The sequence below is a fragment of the Paenibacillus sp. lzh-N1 genome, assembly GCF_002872435.1.
In the GTDB taxonomy this organism is placed as follows: domain Bacteria; phylum Bacillota; class Bacilli; order Paenibacillales; family Paenibacillaceae; genus Paenibacillus; species Paenibacillus polymyxa_C.
The window spans coordinates 330,127-347,776 of sequence record NZ_CP025696.1; the positions used below are offsets into that span (position 1 = coordinate 330,127).

Consider the following 17,650-nt stretch of genomic DNA (forward strand, 5'->3'; position numbering starts at 1 on the left):
TTACTGCGCCCCTTTGCCTGTAAACAGAACCGTGGAGCCTGTTGGAACCGAAGCCGCAAGATCTGGTAATGCTACCTTCACACCAAAGGAACGGACATCCTTATCACCAGAACTTTGGCTCGGTTTTTGAATGGCAAAGTCCGCAGCCGATTCTAACAGAATGACTTTACCCTTCAGCTCCTTGCCACCTGACAGTAATTTAATTTGAACTGTATCCCCTGCTTGAAGACCGTTCAGAGACGTTTCCGGTACATAGAATTTAGCCCAACGCTGTGTGGATGTTTCAATGGTATACACCGGGAATCCTGCGCTAGCCATCTCACCCAAGCTAAGCGACTTGGATTTTATAATCCCATCCTCAGACGCACGCAGCGTAGTATAGCTCAAATAGGTCTGAGCCTCCTGAAGTGCAGCTTCCGCTTGGGCTACCTGTGCATTGGCACCTTCAACCGCAGATTGTGCCTGCTCTACCGTCGATTGCGCCGCCTTCACAGCGGATTGCGCTTGCTCTACTGAAGCCTGAGCAGCTTTGACATCTTCCTGTTGCACAGCAACTTTGCCTGCTCCTGCCTGTGCTTCCTTCACTGCAGCCAAGGCTTGACGGTATTGAGCTTCAGCTGCCGTAATTTCCTCCTTACGGCTTCCCTCCCGTGCCATATCCAATTTTTGCGACTCTGCATTATACTTGGCCACTGCCTGTTGATGTTCCAATGTCGCTTGATCCAACGAGGCCTGAGTTGCTGCACCGGCTTCTTGAAGCTTTTTGGCACGCTCCAGATTTTTAACGGTCAGGTCCAGCGTTTCCTTAGCTACCTTCACAGATGCTTGCAATTGCTCAAGCTCCTGTGGTCTTGCCCCGCTCTTGAGGGCATCCAGTTTTGCTTTGGCGGCGTTAGAAGCTGCTTTGGCCTGTTCAATCTGGCTGGAGGAAGCCTCAGCGGTCACACTGACCGCTGTCGTGCCTTGGCTCTTCTTGGCCTGAGCGGCGCTCACGGTAGCCTGCGCCTGACCTACTCCTGCTTGAGCCTGCAATACGCTGGCTTTCGCTTTGGACACATTGCTCTTGGCTGCCAGCAATGCAGCCTGTGCTTGCTTCACCTTATCTTCCAGCTCACGGCTTTCCAAATGGGCTAGCACTTGCCCTTTTTTTACCTTGTCGCCCTCATTCACCAGCATCTGATCAATACGTCCTGCCATCTTAAAGCTGGCATTGAGCGTATCTGATTCTACATAAGCCGTTGGGATTGAAGAAGACTCATCTGCGGACAGGCTACTGCTCCCTCGTGGGAAGGCAGTCAAAGCATAGATTCCTACAGCGATTAAAATAATGAGTACGATATAAATCGCATATTTTTTAGCTTTCATGTTCTCATCACTCCACTTATCTATTTATTTAATGTTGCATACCCAGCGCGTTACATACAAATACTTCGATACTTTCGCGAACTTCCTGCGGATTCATCGTTTCGCCCCATACCATCGACCGCATCGGAGTAAAAATGTAAATGCCAAATAAACAATTTGCAGTCGTTTTTGCATCCAACTTACTCGAAATTTTCCCATAGAACTTGCCGGAATCAATCTCTGCCTCCATAAAATCAAAATAGTCTGCCAGCACTTGCCTAATATTAAAATGCTGTTCCTGCGAGACCCATCCCTTACTGACTAATAGACGGCAAAAATCCGGCTCTCTCCCAATGAACTCAATATGTACTTGGATCAGCTTGTGAACCCTCACTTCTACCTGATCCATAGGAATCTGAGCCATCGCTTCATGGATATCCTGGACAAAACGCTCCATCCCCATCTTCAAAATGTAAATGTACAATTCTTGCTTGTTTTTAAAATTGTAGTACAGGGTTCCTTTGGCTATGCCACATACCTTGGCAATTTCCTCCATATTTGTTTCATTAAAACCTCGTTCGGAAAAAGCCTTGAGTGCGCCGTTAAAAATAATTTCCTTCGTTTGCTGTTTCATGCTTCCTCCTTTTTTGAACTGACCGTCCAGTACAAAAATTATGTATTTATTATAAGCCCATTTTCAGTTATCCAGCAATAGGAAATGTGTAAAAATGACTATTTTAGACACTTCGTCTAAACGATCATTCTAAAACAGGAATGCAAAAACGGATCGAATAAGTGAGGGGGTCACTCATTCGATCCGTTATTTCATAAAATCGGCTAATAAGGGGGCACATTTACGAATTATCAGCCGATTTTAAGGGAGGGCCGACTATTTCTTCACCGTTTGATTGTATTGTGCGATTTTGCCTGTAATTTCTTGTGCAGCTTGGTCCAGCGCCTGTTTTGGCTGCTGCTGGCCACTCAGAATAGCTTCGATCGCACCTTCGACGATTTGACGCGCTTCTGGGAATACGCCCATTACTGCGCCTTGTGTAGCAGTGGATTGTGCCGATGCGTGCAATTGGTCAACGGCCGTCTGGAATTGCGGATATTTTACCATGTTATCTTTGAGTACCTTCTCGTCATAAGCTGCTTTCGTAATCGGGAAGTACCCTGTGTTCACACTCCATTGTGCCTGTACTGCTGGAGAAGCGACGAATTTAATGAACTCCCATGCTGCCTTTTGCTGGGCTTCGGGCTTGTTGTTCATGATGTATAAGCTCGCGCCACCTACAACCACGCCGCCTTCTTTTGCTTCATTGGCTCTTGGCAGGAATCCTGTGCCTACTTCGAATTTATCGCCAACCTGCTCCACAATATTACGCAGCGAAGCGGTGGAATCCAGCGTCATTGCAATTTGTCCTGCGGAAAAAGCTTTCGCCGTATCGTCCGAGTTACGTCCTAAATTGGATACGACCTTTTCATCAATCATTTTCTTCCACCATGTCAGTGTTTTTACACCGGCATCCGAATTCAGCAAGGATTCTGTAGCTGCTTGCTCGCGTCCATTGCCATTATTCACATAGTCCGCGTTCTGATTGGCAAACAGTTGCTCCATAAACCAGCCGTAGATAGCAATGGATGCACCGGATTTACCATCCTTACTCAAGGCTTTGGCAGCTTTCTCGAATTCATCATACGTTTTCGGAGGATTAGCTGGGTCAAGTCCTGCGGCTTTGAAAGCATCCTTGTTGTAATATAAAATCGGGTTTGACGTATTGAACGGCATCGCGTTCAATTTACCATCAATCGTGTAGTATCGTGTAATATTCGGTTCAAGCTGCGACAAATCGAACTTATCTGCATCAATAAATTGTTGTACAGGCGTGATCATTTTAGAGTCGATCATGAATTTACTACCGATTTCGTATACTTGAATGATGTCCGGTCCGCTATTAGAACCCAGCGACGCTTTCAGCTTGTTCAAGCTGTCATCATATTTACCTTGATATACTGGCTCTACCTGAATGTCCTTATGACTAGCGTTAAAGTCAGCAGCGATCTGCTTGATCGCCTTTTCACCGTTGCCGGACATTGAATGCCACCAAGTCAGTTTTATAGGTGAAGCCGCTGCAGCCCCATCATTACCATTACTCGGCTTCTCCGCCGCTGTATTGTTGCTACAACCTGCTGCAACTACCATAGCAGTCAGAATAAGCAGGGTCAAAGCACTTTTCAAACGAAAAAATCTCATAATCTCTCTTCTCTCCCTTTGATTAAATGATTCTTGAATGAAATGTTCGTACTCTTGTGCGTTAAAGCTTTGTATATAGGCTGCTTGCGCAGGTGTTGCTGTCTTTTGCATCTATGATTAGCCTTTAAGCGCACCCGCTGCCATTCCACGCACCAGCTGTTTGAGTCCAAAGATCAGCAGGAGCAGAGACGGTAAAATGACAAGTGCTGTACCCGCAAACACCAGATTCCATGAAGTCGATTCCTGAAACTCCAGCATGGATATGCCGATCTGTACGGTACGCATATTCTCGCTATTTGTGACCAGTAAAGGCCAGAGATATGAATTGTACATGTTCAGGAACGAATACACAGCCAGTGTTCCGAGTGCAGGGCGCGATAACGGAAGCACATGGAACAGGAAATATCGGATATGTCCGCACCCATCCATACGAGCAGCCTCGAACAGTTCCTTGGGAAGCTGGAGGAAAAATTGTCTTAGCAGAAATGTTCCGAATGCCGTCGCCAGAAATGGAACCGTCAACCCTTGATATGTATCAAGCCAGTTCCAGCTTCGCACCGTCAGATAGTTAGGAATAATGGTAACTTCCCAAGGGATCATCATTGTCGCGACAAACATGCTAAAAATGAAGTTTTTTCCCTTGAATTCCATTTTGGCAAAGGCATAGGCCGCCAAGCTGGCTGTAATCAGTTGTCCGATCATCGTCAGACCCGAAATGAGAAAGGTGTTGCCGATAAAGGCTGCAATCGGAACGATTTCAAACACTTCAGTGAAATTGGCCATATGAAAGGAATGCGGGAAAAAGCTTGGTGGGTAAGCGCTCGCTTCCTCCGGTGACATGACCGCCATAAAAAATGTATAAATCACCGGATACAAAATCAGAGCGGCTGCAATCGTAAGCAGCACATACAGTAATGTTGAATTCAGGTGTTGTTTCATTGGTAATGCACCTTTCTTTCCACCCATTTAAACTGAATCATCGTAAGCACCAAAATGACGGCGAACAAGACAATCGCCTGCGCACTCCCTGTTCCGAACCGGAAATTAACGAAAGCTTCCTGATAAATGGAATATACAAATACATTTGTACTGTTCACCGGACCGCCTTTGGTCAAGATATTAATTTGGGCAAAAGACTGGAAGGCACCAATGATAGAAACTACAGTCACAAAAAAGATCGTCGGTGATAGCAGCGGCATAGAGATACGCCAGAACGTGACCAACGGTCCGGCTCCGTCCATTTTGGCACTTTCGTACATGTCGTCTGGAATCCCTTGAAGTCCGCTCGATAAGATAATGTAATTGAAGCCAAGATTCATCCAGATGGTCATTATGGCTACGGAGAACAGCGCCCAATCCGGGCTGGTCAACCACGGAACCGGATTGATATGTAACAGGGAAAGCACATAGTTGAACATTCCCAGTGTGGGATGGAAAAGAAATTTCCAAATGACCGCAGATGAACCCACCGACAACACCATCGGTAGCGAGAAGGCAAATTGGAAGATACGCATCCCACGTAACTTACTGTGTGTAAGGGCAGCTAGTACCAGCGCCAGTAAAATACCCACAGGTACCGTCAATACCGCAAAAAGCAGCGTGACCTTAATCCCCTGTAGAAACTGACCTGAGCTGAAAAGCATAGCAAAGTTATCGAACCCCACATAATCTGCAACGTTTCCTGCGGGATCTGTAGAATGCAAGCTAAGATAAACGGACTTTATCATCGGATAAAACATAAATACAGCAAACAAAATAAGCGATGGAGCCAAAAAGGTATACGCCAGCGCGTTTTCGCGCAGTCTTTGAATTTTTAGCGAACCCGTGCGTATGCGAGCTTTAGACGATGTCCGTTGCTGGCTCCTCGTCCCCAGTCCCAAAGATTTGTTAAGTTCACCCAAAACGGAACGCCCCTTTCTTTTAAACCAACCTCAGTAAGTGTATCGTTTTGATGTAAAGGGAACATCAAGTGGACTGGAGTAAAATGTTAATGTTTTTACTCTTTGTAAAACCAATCCTAATTGGGTACTCGCACAAGGGCACAGGCTCCTGCATACGATATATCATTATTATGAGTATGGAGGTCAGAGGCGAATGTCGTACAATACCGTCAGTCCGCAAACTTTATATCAAGCTAGACCGGAATTCCAACAAGAACTTAAAAAAGTTCGCGATCAATTGCATTATCAATTGAGCCCCTACATGAATCACACGGTTAGGGTACAAACGATGGATCATCATGTGTATGAAGGAACGATTGTGCACATGGATGCGGATCATTTGTATCTGAGAGTCCCTCAGCAGTATCACTCACCCTCCTCAGGCATTCCGGCCCCTGATCGTTCCTATGCCTACAACAATGTCATTCTGCCGCTGGTGCTATTTAATTTGTTGGTTATAGTCCTGTTGAGCTAGCGTTTAATCCATGCAATCTGTCTAACTAAAAGACAAAAAACCTCCAAATCCGTAAGGAGCCTACCCTTGGCACATTACGAAGTTGGAGGTTTTAGTTATTTGTATTCTTATAATCATTTGTTCTCACAGGAGATGCCTGCTTCCTGCTCTAGTACAGCTACAAAACGCTCTATACGATCTTCATTCGGCAGGTGGCAGAACACCTCATTTACACCCTGATTGATCAACAGGATGCTCCCCTTAGTATCTGACAAATCCTTTTCCATCTTAGCCTGCGAAATATGGTGATAATTAATGAACTTGACCCAAGGAATACCCATAGTGCAGGAATAAAAGATGATTCGTTGGGACGTTACGGCCAGCATTCCACAAAGCGGTATCTTCTCAGAGCTTTGCTGCAAATCATACGTACACCTAATACAGGATCGGATATGTTCGCCAGCTTCCAACGTTAGACTAATGGCTCGCAGCTCTTTTTCATCTGTTTTCATCCCGTCTCATCTCCTGTTCGAAGTTCAGGAACGAGTCGCAGCTCCATGAAACTTCAAATCAGCTTTAGCGGCTTATCTCGTTGACCTCTTCCATTTTTCGTCAGATTAAGAACTGGACAATGACCGATCTTCACTGCACATTAAAACCAAGGATGGATATGTACAACTTAACATGGGCACAGGATGTTATCAACAAGCAAGCTAGCACTGTTATTGAGCAAAATTCAGAAATGAGGAATGGTATACGCTTCTTCTTGGCAAGCTAATGTGAGAATACGTCAGAACGGAGAAGAAGCCTGATGAAATATAACCGTTTGCTATGCGCTGGAATCGCTGTTTCTTTGGTGTGTATCAGTTCTTGCCCCACTCCATATACGAATGCACAAAACACATCATATGCCTCCCCCGCTCCTACAAAGGGAAGAGCCTATTACGAAGAACGGGGCGACATTGTATGGGAAGTTCCTACCCATCGTAAGCTTATCGCTCTCACATTCGATGACGGACCGGACGAAAGCAATACGCCTGCCATTCTCGATTTACTTCAAAAATATGATGCGAAAGCGACCTTTTTTGTCGTTGGTAGTCGTGTAGAAAAGCTGCCACACCTTGTAAAACGGGAACGAGAGGAAGGACATGAAGTTGGCAACCATACCTTCCTTCATTCATCCTTTCAATATATCTCCCGCAACAAAGCTCTGTCCGAATTGGACCAAGGTCAGACGAGCATCGTTCAGGCAACTGGTGCGGGGACCCATCTATTTAGACCACCAGGCGGCTCCTATAACGATTCACTCGTCAAGCTATCCAAGGAGAAGGGGCTAAAAATTATTTTATGGTCCTGGCATCAGGATACCCTAGATTGGCGAAAGCCTGGTGTACACCGTATCGCAGATAAGGTGCTTCGTAACGCCCGTAACGGCGACATTGTCCTCATGCACGATTATGTACATCAAAGTACACAAACCGTTGAAGCCTTGAAGATTATTCTCCCTGAGCTCAAGAAAAGAGGTTATTCCTTCGTCACTGTATCTGAATTACTCTCTAATCGAGAAAAGCCGGATGGGCTGATTGAGGTGAATAAGTGAAAGAGCAAGGAAAGTGGGCTCGCCGTTGACTATGCAAAAAGTATGCAGGAACGAAATTGGAATGAGGTAATACAAGAGACCTCTCACAAGTTTATTTAACTTGTGAGAGGATAAATCCCAACCTCAATAGTGAGCACCACATCTTATTTTACAGCTATACCGTTCAGTTCAATGTTTTGGAGGCCAGCCATTGCATCATCGTTGTTTTCTTTCCGTTAATCACCTTCGATACTTCGTTGTTATACACGTAAATCCAGGACCAGTGGCCATTGTATTCATACGGTGTTTTATCACTCTTTTTGTACAAACCAGAAGTATCCACTACGTTATCAAACAACGACATATGGACATCCTTTGCTCCGGCATTCACTAAACGGTTGTAGGTCGGAATCATATAATCGTTGGGTGGAACCACAGTATCGGTTTTGGCAGCCACAAACCAGATCGGCAGATCCTTCAAATCGTTAATTTGTTCGTCAGTGATTAGGCTATCCTTTAAGGCTTCACACGCCACCACAGCTGCTGCAAAATAGTCTTTATAATCACGGATCAGCAACATAGTCATATATCCGCCGTTGGAGTCTCCACCAATGTAGATTCGATCTGTATCAATGTCTTTGTTTTTGGCCACGTATTCCTTAATTAAGGACATCAATGCTTGCTCATACTTCGAGGTTCCGTCTCCAAAGCCTGTAAAACCATCCATCCAGTAGGTCGGAGTCTGAGGTGCCAGCACATAAGCCCCGCCAAAATACGATTGAATATCCTTAGAAGCAAAATTCGCTGCTTTATTACCCGAAATCGGAATCGTCGGATCTGTACCTCCCTCTCCCATACCGTGCAGCCAAATCACCAAAGGGTTTTTCACCTTGTCTTTTGCCGGTGCATAGCTCGCGTAGGTTAAAGTAACCCCATCAGAAGTAGCTTTACCAGTTGTAAATTGATCAACCAGCTGCCGTATCTCGCCTGCAGAGGTATCAATCTTCAAGCCGGAAATCGTGCCTGATTTGGTTTTTATAGCTTTTTGCTGCGTGATCGTATATTTGTTATCATTCCATGCGTTAAACCCCGAACCCGCCGCATCATAATGAATGGCAGAGCTTAGAGTTACGGCTGGACCAATTTCCATTTCCAACACAACGTAGCTTCCTGTTTTACTTACAGGGTTGCCACTTTTGTCCGATACATAGGCCTTGGTGACCTTCCGGTTGCCTTTCCCAACAAAGGAATTTACCAACCTATTGTCGCTTCTTTCCACATATACCTTAAATGTATCCTTTGTTATCGCATCTTTGGGTACCGGCTTACCCAGATTAACAATGATCTTCGTAATGGTTGCTCCCCAATCCTTCACCTCCGCAACAGTCCGGTATGAAGTAGGCTGCATCTTGGCATCCTTGGCAGCCCATGCACCGTTGCTGAATACAAGGGTCGTACTGACAGCTAAAGTGAATAACATAGTTGTTTTAGCAACCTTTTTAAACTGTTTAAACATGATGTCTTACCTCCCAGATCCATTGATAAAACGCTTACATTATTAATTTTAATGATTTTTTTATTTTCATCCTGCCTTTTATTAGCCTAATTCAGGTCAATTACTGACTCCTTGCTTCAGAACGCCTCTTGTGCTTTTTACGATATTGATGCGGTGTCGCTTGATAAACCTTTTTAAATACCCTGGCAAAAGACTTCTCGTTTGGAAATCCGTGTTCCAGCGCAATTTGTATAATAGAATGGTCCGTATTCATAAGAACACGGAAAGATTTCTCCAGACGGATGGCATTGATATATTGAAATAGCGTCATACCTACATGCTTTACAAAAAAACGGGACAAATATTCGGGAGACAATCCAAAAACCTGAGCTATGGAATCCAGGGATAGACTCTGATCGTAATTTTCTTTGATATAATCGGTTATCAACGTCAGTCGCTCCAAATATTTATGAGTGTTAAAGCCAGGGATCGATTCGTTGTCAATTTTAAAATGCATTAATAAAAGGTACACCAGTTTATAAGATAGCGACGTTAGATGGATATGTACCAAAGGGTCATTGTGCTGGTTGAGGTAAGCTACAAATAATGTGTTTAACAGATCACGCAGCTCCTTAAAATGCTGTAATCTCTGCTCATTGGTTTCAAAAATGGATATACAATCGAATGAAATGGGATTACTGTCCTTAGTATTTTCTCGAATAAATCCAGAAGGAATCAAAACGGTTATAGCCTCTCTACCTTTGCCCTTAGCCACAGAAAAGGAATGAATAGCATTCGAATTAATGAGCACAATATCTCCTTCTTGGGAGCTATAATTCATGCCATCTATATAGATATTGTCAATTCTCCCTGAGAGTACATAAGATATTTCGATGCTATCGTGCCAATGCCTAGGTATGTATGCTGGTTCATTGGAGGAATGAACTATAATTTTTAATGGAAAATGATTGTCTGCCTGGACCAGCTCATATTTGTATTCCAAGTTTGTCGCTCCTCTCAGATGTGAACATAATACCTCCCTGTCTCCATAAACAAAAAAAACCTAAGATAACAAAATACATAAGATCCTTGGATCTTAACATTTTGTTCCTTAGGTTTTGCCTGCGTAACAGTAACAATCCTAGTGCTATTCATTCTCATTTAACTAAGCTAAGTATATAGAGGGTTGAAATTCATGTCAACGCTTTCATTCAAGGCGTTCAACCTCCCAACAAAAAAGAACGAGCTTCTATAGCCCGTCCCTTTATTTATGATCCTGTTTTTTGAACTTTGAAGATATATTTAAACCAAATCCAATCAGCACGAGTCCCGTGGCCTTATCGATAATATTCTGAACTTTGGGTGACATTAACCATTTTCTTATGTAATTTAACAATAATACGATTGTAGTAAACCATAAAATCGAAAGTAGAGCGTAAAGAGAACCCATCAGTAAAAACTGCAAACTGGGATTATAACCTGGTATTACACCCGCATATTTGACTACTTCAAATGCTACGGCTGACTTTATTAATATGAAAGAAAGCCATCAGCCATATTTCAATACCTAACATTCATCCTTTTGAAGCTAATGTGCAATTCGATATCACTGTTGTATCCGACTCAAAAGGATGCTCCCAATAAAACTGGCGCGGATGCCATGGTAATGTTCTTCCATTTGCGGACCCGACTTTCAGGAACAGAAAGAGCAGCGGTGATATCCTTAAATCGCATCGTCCCGCTGCTCTCCAACTACATGTGTCTGACTTTGTCCCGTTCAGGACTTCTCTCTCTAGACATTCTGCATTTCACTATCTCTATAGCTTAGGTCTCTGAATAATTAGACAAACTGACTGGATAAAAGACATAAACCTTAAGCCATTTGCTGAATAAGCTACTACTAAGTAACAATATTAAGGCGTCAACTTTAATATTGTCATAGTTGTATTAATATTATTGTGCAACTGAGCAGGAGTTGCGTTGGCATTTACCAGTTGTATTGTAGTTGGAACTGTTGTAACGGTTACAATAACTTCAGCTGCGGTAGGCCCCCCACCATTACCTGAGAAAGGTAAAGGTGTTATAGGAGTTCCGTTAACAGTGAGATTGAAGTCAGCATCACCTTGGTTATGAATAGAAAATGAGATGAAGTAGCTCCCCGTTTCGTTAATTGTTATCGTTGGGGATGGAGGAGTGAAAGTAAATGCACCTCCAACATTCGCTAAAACCCCAGTAAAGGTAATTGGTGTGTTACCCGGAACTGTGTCAGTCCCCGTGCCAGGATCTGCTCGGAAAACACTTAAGAAATCTGATATCCCGAAGCCAGCAGGCCCTGCTGGTCCTGCTGGCCCCGTTGCTCCCGCTGGTCCTGCTGGTCCTATTGCTCCTGCCGGTCCTGCTGGTCCTACTGCTCCTGCCGGTCCCGTTACTCCTACTGGCCCTGCAGGACCGGGAATTCCTTGAAAACCTTGTAGTCCTTGCTGACCTTGAGCACCTGGAACTCCCTGTGGACCTGGCAGTCCTTGGGGTCCCTGCGGTCCTTGAGGTCCTTGAGGTCCTTGAGGTCCTCTAATCCCTTTAACAATGACCTTCGGCAAAACTTTGACCTTTTTAACTGCACATCTTCTAAATTTTCTCCGATGCATTCTCTTTTGCCAACAATAATGTCGAAACATAATTAATGGTCACCTCCAAAGTCTAGTCAAATTAGCTTATTGTGCAATTAACCAAAAAGATTGGGCTGTTGACTTCATCTAGGAAAAGATAGGCATAGGCCTGTCCGTATGCTCCAACTCGTTGACCATGATCTTGTACCGTTGGTGACCGTCCACTATGTTCCCGGTGCGTTCGTTTCAAATGATTGAGTCGATGTAACCAAACCGCACAATGGACAGCTTTAGCTTCTCTTATTCAACATCACCCAGCTAAAGGTCAACCCGTGGGTTGTATGCTTTTTCAACAAAAAAAGAACTAGCTCAACAGCTAGTCCTTAATGATTGGTTTGAAAAATACTACCTTCTATTATTTTTGGGTAAATGCGATTTTTAATCCGATAAGTGTAAATAACGAGCCTTGAATATAATTGATTTTTTTAGAAAAGGATGGATTTCTCCGTAGAAAGGAGCCTACTTTTCCAGCAAAAATACTTATCAAAATAAAAAGCACTAAAGTTTGCATTAAAAATACTACTCCAAGAACTAGCATTTGAGTAGAAACATTACCACTTTCTTGGTTTACAAACTGAGGGAGAAAAGCCAAGAAAAAAAGTGATATTTTTGGATTCAATACATTCATGATAACACCTTTTTTATACAATGACTTGTAATTTAAGGTATCTCCACTCTTAAGTTCAAAACTCGTATCTTTTGCTCTAAATGACTTATACGCCAAAAATAATAGATAAGCTGCTCCAGCGTATTTGATTACTGCAAACGCCAAGGAAGATTGATAAATTATTGCCGCAAGGCCGAAGGTTGCTGCAAAAATATGAACCAACAATCCCGTGCAAAGGCCTAAAGTAGTAAATATCCCTGCATTCCTACCTTTTGCTATGCTCTGTGTCAGTGTGAACACGTTGTCGGGGCCCGGCATAATGGTGAGAACAATTGCTGCTCCCAAAAAAGCTAATATAGTTTGAAGCTCCACAAAACTTCCCCCTTTGGATAATTTGAATATATACTACACCACAATAAAGGGATCTGACAATTGAGTTGATCGCAAAAGGACGCGCCCATTGTTGTATTCTCTGGATTCGGGTTGGAGTCATATACAAAGCATACATGTTCGTGTTGTTAGGCTTTTGTGTATGTATAGAAACTATTAGAGCAAATGATCGAACGTAAACTGCCGAATTACATAAAATCTGCTGTAAGTTGCTTGAGCACTCATGGTGTAGCAAAGGTATAAAAAAGGGCTCCCTCTCGGGAGCCCTTTAAATAGCGGTATTACAGGGTTTTGAGACCCTTATTACATCATGCCGCCCATGCCGCCCATGCCGCCCATGTCAGGCATTGCAGCCTTTTCTGGTTCTGGCTTGTCAGCGATCACTGCTTCAGTAGTCAGGAACATAGCCGCTACGGAAGCTGCGTTTTGCAATGCATAACGAGTTACTTTCGCAGGGTCTACGATACCAGCTTCAATCATATTTACCCAGTCGCCAGTAGCTGCGTTAAAGCCTACGCCAACTTCTTCGCGTTTCAGACGCTCAACAATAACAGAGCCTTCTTCACCTGCGTTAGCAGCGATGGTACGGATTGGAGCTTCCAGAGCACGCAACACAATGTTTACGCCTGTTTGCTCGTCGCCTTGCAGTTCAACAGCTGCAACTGCTTTGTATACGTTCAGGAGCGCTACACCACCACCGGATACGATACCTTCTTCAACCGCAGCACGGGTTGCGTTCAGGGCATCTTCGATGCGCAGTTTGCGTTCTTTCAATTCTGTTTCAGTAGCCGCACCGACTTTGATTACTGCTACGCCGCCAGACAATTTAGCCAGACGCTCTTGCAGTTTCTCTTTGTCGAACTCGGAAGTAGTTTCTTCCAGTTGCGTACGGATTTGGCTAACACGAGCGTCGATGTCGGCTTTGTTTCCAGCACCGTCAACCACAATCGTGTTTTCTTTTGTAATACGCACTTGACGTGCTGTACCCAGTTGGTCCACGGAAGCTGTTTTCAGGTCCAGACCCAGTTCTTCTGTGATTACTTGACCGCCTGTCAGGGCAGCGATATCTTGCAGCATTGCTTTACGACGGTCACCAAAGCCTGGAGCTTTAACAGCTACAGCGTTGAATGTACCACGCAGTTTGTTGACAACGAGCATAGCCAGCGCTTCGCCTTCGATGTCTTCAGCGATCAGAACTAGTGGCTTGCCTTGTTGTACGATTTTTTCAAGCAATGGCAAGATTTCTTGTGTGTTTGTGATTTTTTTGTCAGTGATCAAGATATACGGATTGTCCAGAACAGCTTCCATTTTGTCCGTATCTGTAATCATGTACGGAGAAATGTAGCCACGGTCAAACTGCATACCTTCAACTACTTCCAGTTCTGTTGCAAAACCGCGGGATTCTTCAACTGTGATTACACCGTCTTTGCCCACTTTTTCCATAGCTTCAGCGATCAATTCGCCTACTTCATCATCAGCAGCGGAAATACCAGCTACTTGAGCAATGGATTGTTTGCTTTCGATTGGTTTGGAGATAGCTTGCAGTTCAGCAACAGCTGCTTTAACTGCTTTGTCGATCCCTTTACGGATACCGATTGGGCTTGCGCCAGCAGTTACGTTTTTCAAACCTTCAGTGATGAGGGCTTGAGCCAAAACAGTAGCCGTAGTAGTACCGTCACCAGCTACATCGTTCGTTTTGGTTGCTACTTCTTTAACCAGTTGAGCGCCCATGTTTTCGAACGCGTCTTCCAGCTCGATTTCTTTTGCAATCGTTACACCGTCATTAGTGATGAGCGGGCTACCGAATTTTTTCTCCAGTACAACGTTACGGCCTTTCGGTCCGAGTGTTACTTTAACAGCGTTAGCCAATGCATCTACCCCGCGCAGCATGGAGCGGCGAGCGTCTTCACTGAATTTAATGTCTTTAGCCATTTGTGATAAACCTCCCTATGGATTATGAATGATTTGTTTCAATTCCTATATTTAGGTCTTGTCCGGGTTCCGGTTAACCGATGATCGCGTGGATATCGCTTTCTTTCATAATCAAATATTCTTTACCTTCATATTTGATTTCCGTTCCAGCGTATTTGGAGAAAATGACACGGTCGCCTTCTTTTACTTCCAGAGGAATACGGGCACCGTCTTTCAATGCGCCTGCGCCAACCGCGATAATTTTGCCTTCTTGCGGCTTTTCCTTGGCAGAGTCAGGAAGTACGATTCCGAAGGAAGTCGTTGTTTCTTGCTCAATTGCTTCCACCAATACGCGTTCACCCAAAGGTTTGATCATGAAAAAATAGCCTCCTTATTAAGTGTTTTATCCTGTAATTTGGTTGTTATGTTGTATGTATTAGCACTCAACAGTGGTCAGTGCTAACAACCAACTTTATGATACTCAACTTGAGATTGAATTTCAAGTCCCTAATGTATTTTTTATGGGAATTTTTATGGGCAACCATTCTCGATTATATCCACCTATCTTAAAAATAACCGTTAACTCAAGGCTAATGGTTATTTTTAAGATAGCTATACTGATCAATTTTAGAGAAATTAGTTGTTGAGCCATTCAGGTCCTGTCTAATTATTCCGCAGCTACACGCAATTGGGCCTCCCGTTCCTCCTGTGCACGCAATTGCTTGCGATACACGACTGATGACAAATATACACTCGCTTCATACAGCACCAGCAACGGAATCGCCACCAAAAAATCGGATATAAAATCCGGCGGAGTGATAACAACGGCAACAAAAACAAGCAGGAAATAAGAAATCTTCCGCCATTTGCGAAGCCTCATCGGGGTTAATACACGAATCCCTGTCAGAAACATGATCAGCAGGGGGAGTTCAAACAGCAACGCTACAGGCAACACAATATTAAACATAAAGGTGAAATATTGCGCAATACCGTACGTTTCCTGCAATCCCATACTTTTGGTGACGGACGATGTAAACTGAATCGCCATCGGGAAAATAATGAAATAAGCAAAAGCTGCGCCAATCATAAACAAAAGCAGCACATAAGGCACATATCGCAAGGTTGCGCTCCGTTCTTGCGGCCTTAATCCCGGGCTGACAAACTTCCACAATTGGTAGCAAGCAAACGGTAACGCCACTGCAATCCCAATGATCATGGCGATCTTCATGTAGATGCCGATTCCGTCCCAAAAGGAAAATGCATTTAACTGAAAAGCTTTCGCCGAACCGGAGCGAATAAGCCAGTTATAGACAGAACCCGCCGCGAACAATCCACCAGCCAGTGCCAATACAAATACAATCAGCACATAAATTATTCGTCGGCGGAGCTCAACCAGATGTTCCATTAGCGGCATTTCATGCTCTGATGGGGTCAAGTCCATTCCTCCTTTCTGAACGGAACGCAGCAGCGCCTCCTAAAAAATAAAGCCCTTCACTAAAGAAGAGGCTCATGTTCATTATACAAGCAGCAAAAAATAAATAACTAAATCTATGACAAGCGTTTATCCTCAGGCTGAGGTTGAACTTCTGAAGACGTTGTCTGTGATGCTTGGACCACACTATCTTTGCTTTCTTTCCGCCCAGTCCGTTCATCTTCAGATAAAATATCGCGTGCCCCGTTTTTAAATTCACGGAATGTACGCCCTACAGCTCGGCCCAGCTCAGGCAGCTTGTTCGGACCAAATAGCAGCAGCGCCAGAATAATTAACAAAATATAACCCGGTGCTCCAATATTGGGCATGTGTAGTAATCCTCCTTATGTTGACGGACAAAATGAGAACCTCTGTCCGTATACGGCCTTATAAATTCTTACAGGTATCATACCACACACACGGGCTGCCTTCTACCGAAACTGACCTGTCACCATAAGCAACGCTTCCGGGAGTTGATCCATAATCGCTGCCAAATTTTCATGCACGCCTTTGGGCGTTCCTGGTAAATTGACAATCAACGTACGTCCACGTATCCCCACGATTCCACGAAAAAGCATGGCCGCCGGATTTTTCTGCATCACGATCATTCTCATGGCTTCCGCCATACCTGGCACTTCCCGTTCCACGACCCGTCTGGTCGCCTCAGGTGTCACATCACGGATCGCCAGTTCGGTTCCGCCTGTAGTAAGCACCAAGTCTGCATGAAAATAATCGGTCATTTCGATTAAAGCCGCAATAATCTCATCCGGTTCATCGGGAACGATCCGGTATTCCACAATCTCTCCGCCCAGTTCTTCTTCGACGAGTTCCCGGATGACCTGTGCGCTTGTATCCTCACGCTCTCCCCTTGCCCCTTTATCACTGGCTGTTAGGATCGCCGTTTTCCACACCATAAGATCACCCTTCTCCTATCATGAAAGAATACTTTCTCTTCTGAAAATCAGAAACAGCCACGCTGCATCCTCCATCACATCACAGTACCCTCTCGGCGACAATGTTGTCTATGTCAAGGTTTCTGGTGGTCCTCCCTTTGAAAATCACCATGCTTGCCACCCGTTTTGGATTGCAGCATGGTAGGGCCGATGATCATATCTTTTTGCAGCGCCTTGCACATATCATACACGGTTAACGCTGCGGCTGAAGCCGCTGTCAAAGCTTCCATTTCTACACCTGTCTTACCCTCGGTCTTCACTTCAACTTCAATATGAAGCACATCATGTCCATTATCGGAAAAAGTAATGTTCACGCCTGTCAGCGCCAGCGGATGACACATCGGTATCCAGTCTGACGTTTTTTTCGCACCTTGAATCCCTGCGACCTGAGCTACAGCAAGTACATCACCCTTGCCGATTCTTCCTTCTTTTACAGCCGTCAATGTAGCCGGGTTCATCGTAATCTGAGTCACGGCGACTGCTGTACGAACCGTAGACGTTTTGCCCGAAATATCTACCATACGAGCCCGTCCCTGTTCGTTAAAATGAGTAAAGGAATCCATGACTCCCTCACAGCTCCTTTCAC

At 44.4% G+C, this 17,650-nt stretch carries 20 protein-coding genes; 2 read left to right on the plus strand and 18 right to left on the minus strand.

Going from position 1 to position 17,650, the window contains the following annotated elements; translation table 11 throughout:
- The 5 genes from C0638_RS01615 to C0638_RS01635 all read right to left on the minus strand — a co-directional run bounded on the left by C0638_RS01615 (window position 1) and on the right by C0638_RS01635 (window position 5,499).
- Complete coding sequence (locus C0638_RS01615; RefSeq protein ID WP_058710868.1) at window positions 1-1,365, minus strand: HlyD family secretion protein; 1,365 nt, start codon at window positions 1,363-1,365, stop codon at window positions 1-3.
- 28 nt (window positions 1,366-1,393) lie between these two features.
- Entirely contained in the window at window positions 1,394-1,978 is a 585-nt protein-coding gene (locus tag C0638_RS01620; protein ID WP_013369901.1) for a TetR/AcrR family transcriptional regulator, read from the minus strand.
- A 255-nt stretch (window positions 1,979-2,233) separates the two neighbouring features.
- A complete protein-coding gene (locus tag C0638_RS01625; protein WP_058710879.1) occupies window positions 2,234-3,598 on the minus strand; it encodes an ABC transporter substrate-binding protein in 1,365 nt (454 codons plus the stop codon).
- A gap of 117 nt (window positions 3,599-3,715) precedes the next feature.
- Window positions 3,716-4,537: a carbohydrate ABC transporter permease gene (locus tag C0638_RS01630; protein WP_013369899.1), complete on the minus strand. Its 822-nt coding sequence runs from the start codon at window positions 4,535-4,537 to the stop codon at window positions 3,716-3,718.
- Window positions 4,534-5,499: a carbohydrate ABC transporter permease gene (locus C0638_RS01635; RefSeq protein WP_040101879.1), complete on the minus strand. Its 966-nt coding sequence runs from the start codon at window positions 5,497-5,499 to the stop codon at window positions 4,534-4,536. Before C0638_RS01635 ends, C0638_RS01630 begins: the two co-directional genes overlap by 4 nt.
- Before the next feature lie 193 nt (window positions 5,500-5,692).
- Between C0638_RS01635 and C0638_RS01640 the strand changes: the two genes are divergently transcribed.
- Window positions 5,693-6,013 (plus strand): hypothetical protein, encoded by a 321-nt coding sequence (locus C0638_RS01640; protein ID WP_040101880.1) that lies wholly within the window; start codon window positions 5,693-5,695, stop codon window positions 6,011-6,013.
- Between the two features lie 113 nt (window positions 6,014-6,126).
- Here the strand turns inward: C0638_RS01640 and C0638_RS01645 are convergent, their stop codons facing one another.
- Window positions 6,127-6,504 (minus strand): PH domain-containing protein, encoded by a 378-nt coding sequence (locus C0638_RS01645; protein ID WP_058710867.1) that lies wholly within the window; start codon window positions 6,502-6,504, stop codon window positions 6,127-6,129.
- 299 nt (window positions 6,505-6,803) lie between these two features.
- Here C0638_RS01645 and C0638_RS01650 point away from each other — a divergent pair, with 299 nt between their 5' ends.
- Window positions 6,804-7,592, plus strand: a complete 789-nt coding sequence (locus C0638_RS01650) for a polysaccharide deacetylase family protein (protein ID WP_058710866.1) — start codon at window positions 6,804-6,806, stop codon at window positions 7,590-7,592.
- Between the two features lie 163 nt (window positions 7,593-7,755).
- Here C0638_RS01650 and C0638_RS01655 read toward each other — a convergent pair whose 3' ends face one another.
- From C0638_RS01655 to moaC, 12 genes are all read right to left on the minus strand, one after another.
- On the minus strand, window positions 7,756-9,087 hold the full coding sequence (locus C0638_RS01655) for a prolyl oligopeptidase family serine peptidase (protein ID WP_058710865.1): 1,332 nt from the start codon (window positions 9,085-9,087) through the stop codon (window positions 7,756-7,758).
- Window positions 9,088-9,187: 100 nt separating this feature from the next.
- The gene (locus C0638_RS01660; RefSeq protein WP_058710864.1) at window positions 9,188-10,069 is read right to left on the minus strand and encodes an AraC family transcriptional regulator; all 882 of its coding nucleotides are present in this window, start codon (window positions 10,067-10,069) and stop codon (window positions 9,188-9,190) included.
- Window positions 10,070-10,330: 261 nt separating this feature from the next.
- The gene (locus tag C0638_RS01665; RefSeq protein WP_324912059.1) at window positions 10,331-10,516 is read right to left on the minus strand and encodes a LysE family transporter; all 186 of its coding nucleotides are present in this window, start codon (window positions 10,514-10,516) and stop codon (window positions 10,331-10,333) included.
- 173 nt (window positions 10,517-10,689) lie between these two features.
- Window positions 10,690-10,818, minus strand: a complete 129-nt coding sequence (locus C0638_RS25500; protein ID WP_267893736.1) for a phage terminase small subunit-related protein — start codon at window positions 10,816-10,818, stop codon at window positions 10,690-10,692.
- Window positions 10,819-10,979: 161 nt separating this feature from the next.
- Complete coding sequence (locus C0638_RS01675; protein ID WP_058710863.1) at window positions 10,980-11,741, minus strand: adhesin; 762 nt, start codon at window positions 11,739-11,741, stop codon at window positions 10,980-10,982.
- Window positions 11,742-12,087: 346 nt separating this feature from the next.
- Complete coding sequence (locus tag C0638_RS01685) at window positions 12,088-12,711, minus strand: LysE family translocator (RefSeq protein WP_058710862.1); 624 nt, start codon at window positions 12,709-12,711, stop codon at window positions 12,088-12,090.
- Between the two features lie 321 nt (window positions 12,712-13,032).
- On the minus strand, window positions 13,033-14,661 hold the full coding sequence (gene groL, locus C0638_RS01690) for a chaperonin GroEL (RefSeq protein ID WP_013369880.1): 1,629 nt from the start codon (window positions 14,659-14,661) through the stop codon (window positions 13,033-13,035).
- A gap of 73 nt (window positions 14,662-14,734) precedes the next feature.
- Entirely contained in the window at window positions 14,735-15,016 is a 282-nt protein-coding gene (gene groES / locus C0638_RS01695) for a co-chaperone GroES (RefSeq protein ID WP_007429271.1), read from the minus strand.
- Window positions 15,017-15,307: 291 nt separating this feature from the next.
- The gene (tatC, locus tag C0638_RS01700; RefSeq protein ID WP_058710861.1) at window positions 15,308-16,075 is read right to left on the minus strand and encodes a twin-arginine translocase subunit TatC; all 768 of its coding nucleotides are present in this window, start codon (window positions 16,073-16,075) and stop codon (window positions 15,308-15,310) included.
- A 113-nt stretch (window positions 16,076-16,188) separates the two neighbouring features.
- Window positions 16,189-16,440, minus strand: coding sequence for a twin-arginine translocase TatA/TatE family subunit (locus C0638_RS01705; protein WP_013369878.1), 252 nt, complete (start codon window positions 16,438-16,440; stop codon window positions 16,189-16,191).
- A 102-nt stretch (window positions 16,441-16,542) separates the two neighbouring features.
- Entirely contained in the window at window positions 16,543-17,025 is a 483-nt protein-coding gene (locus C0638_RS01710) for a MogA/MoaB family molybdenum cofactor biosynthesis protein (RefSeq protein ID WP_013369877.1), read from the minus strand.
- Window positions 17,026-17,138: 113 nt separating this feature from the next.
- On the minus strand, window positions 17,139-17,627 hold the full coding sequence (gene moaC, locus C0638_RS01715; RefSeq protein WP_013369876.1) for a cyclic pyranopterin monophosphate synthase MoaC: 489 nt from the start codon (window positions 17,625-17,627) through the stop codon (window positions 17,139-17,141).
- Window positions 17,628-17,650: the final 23 nt, after the last annotated feature.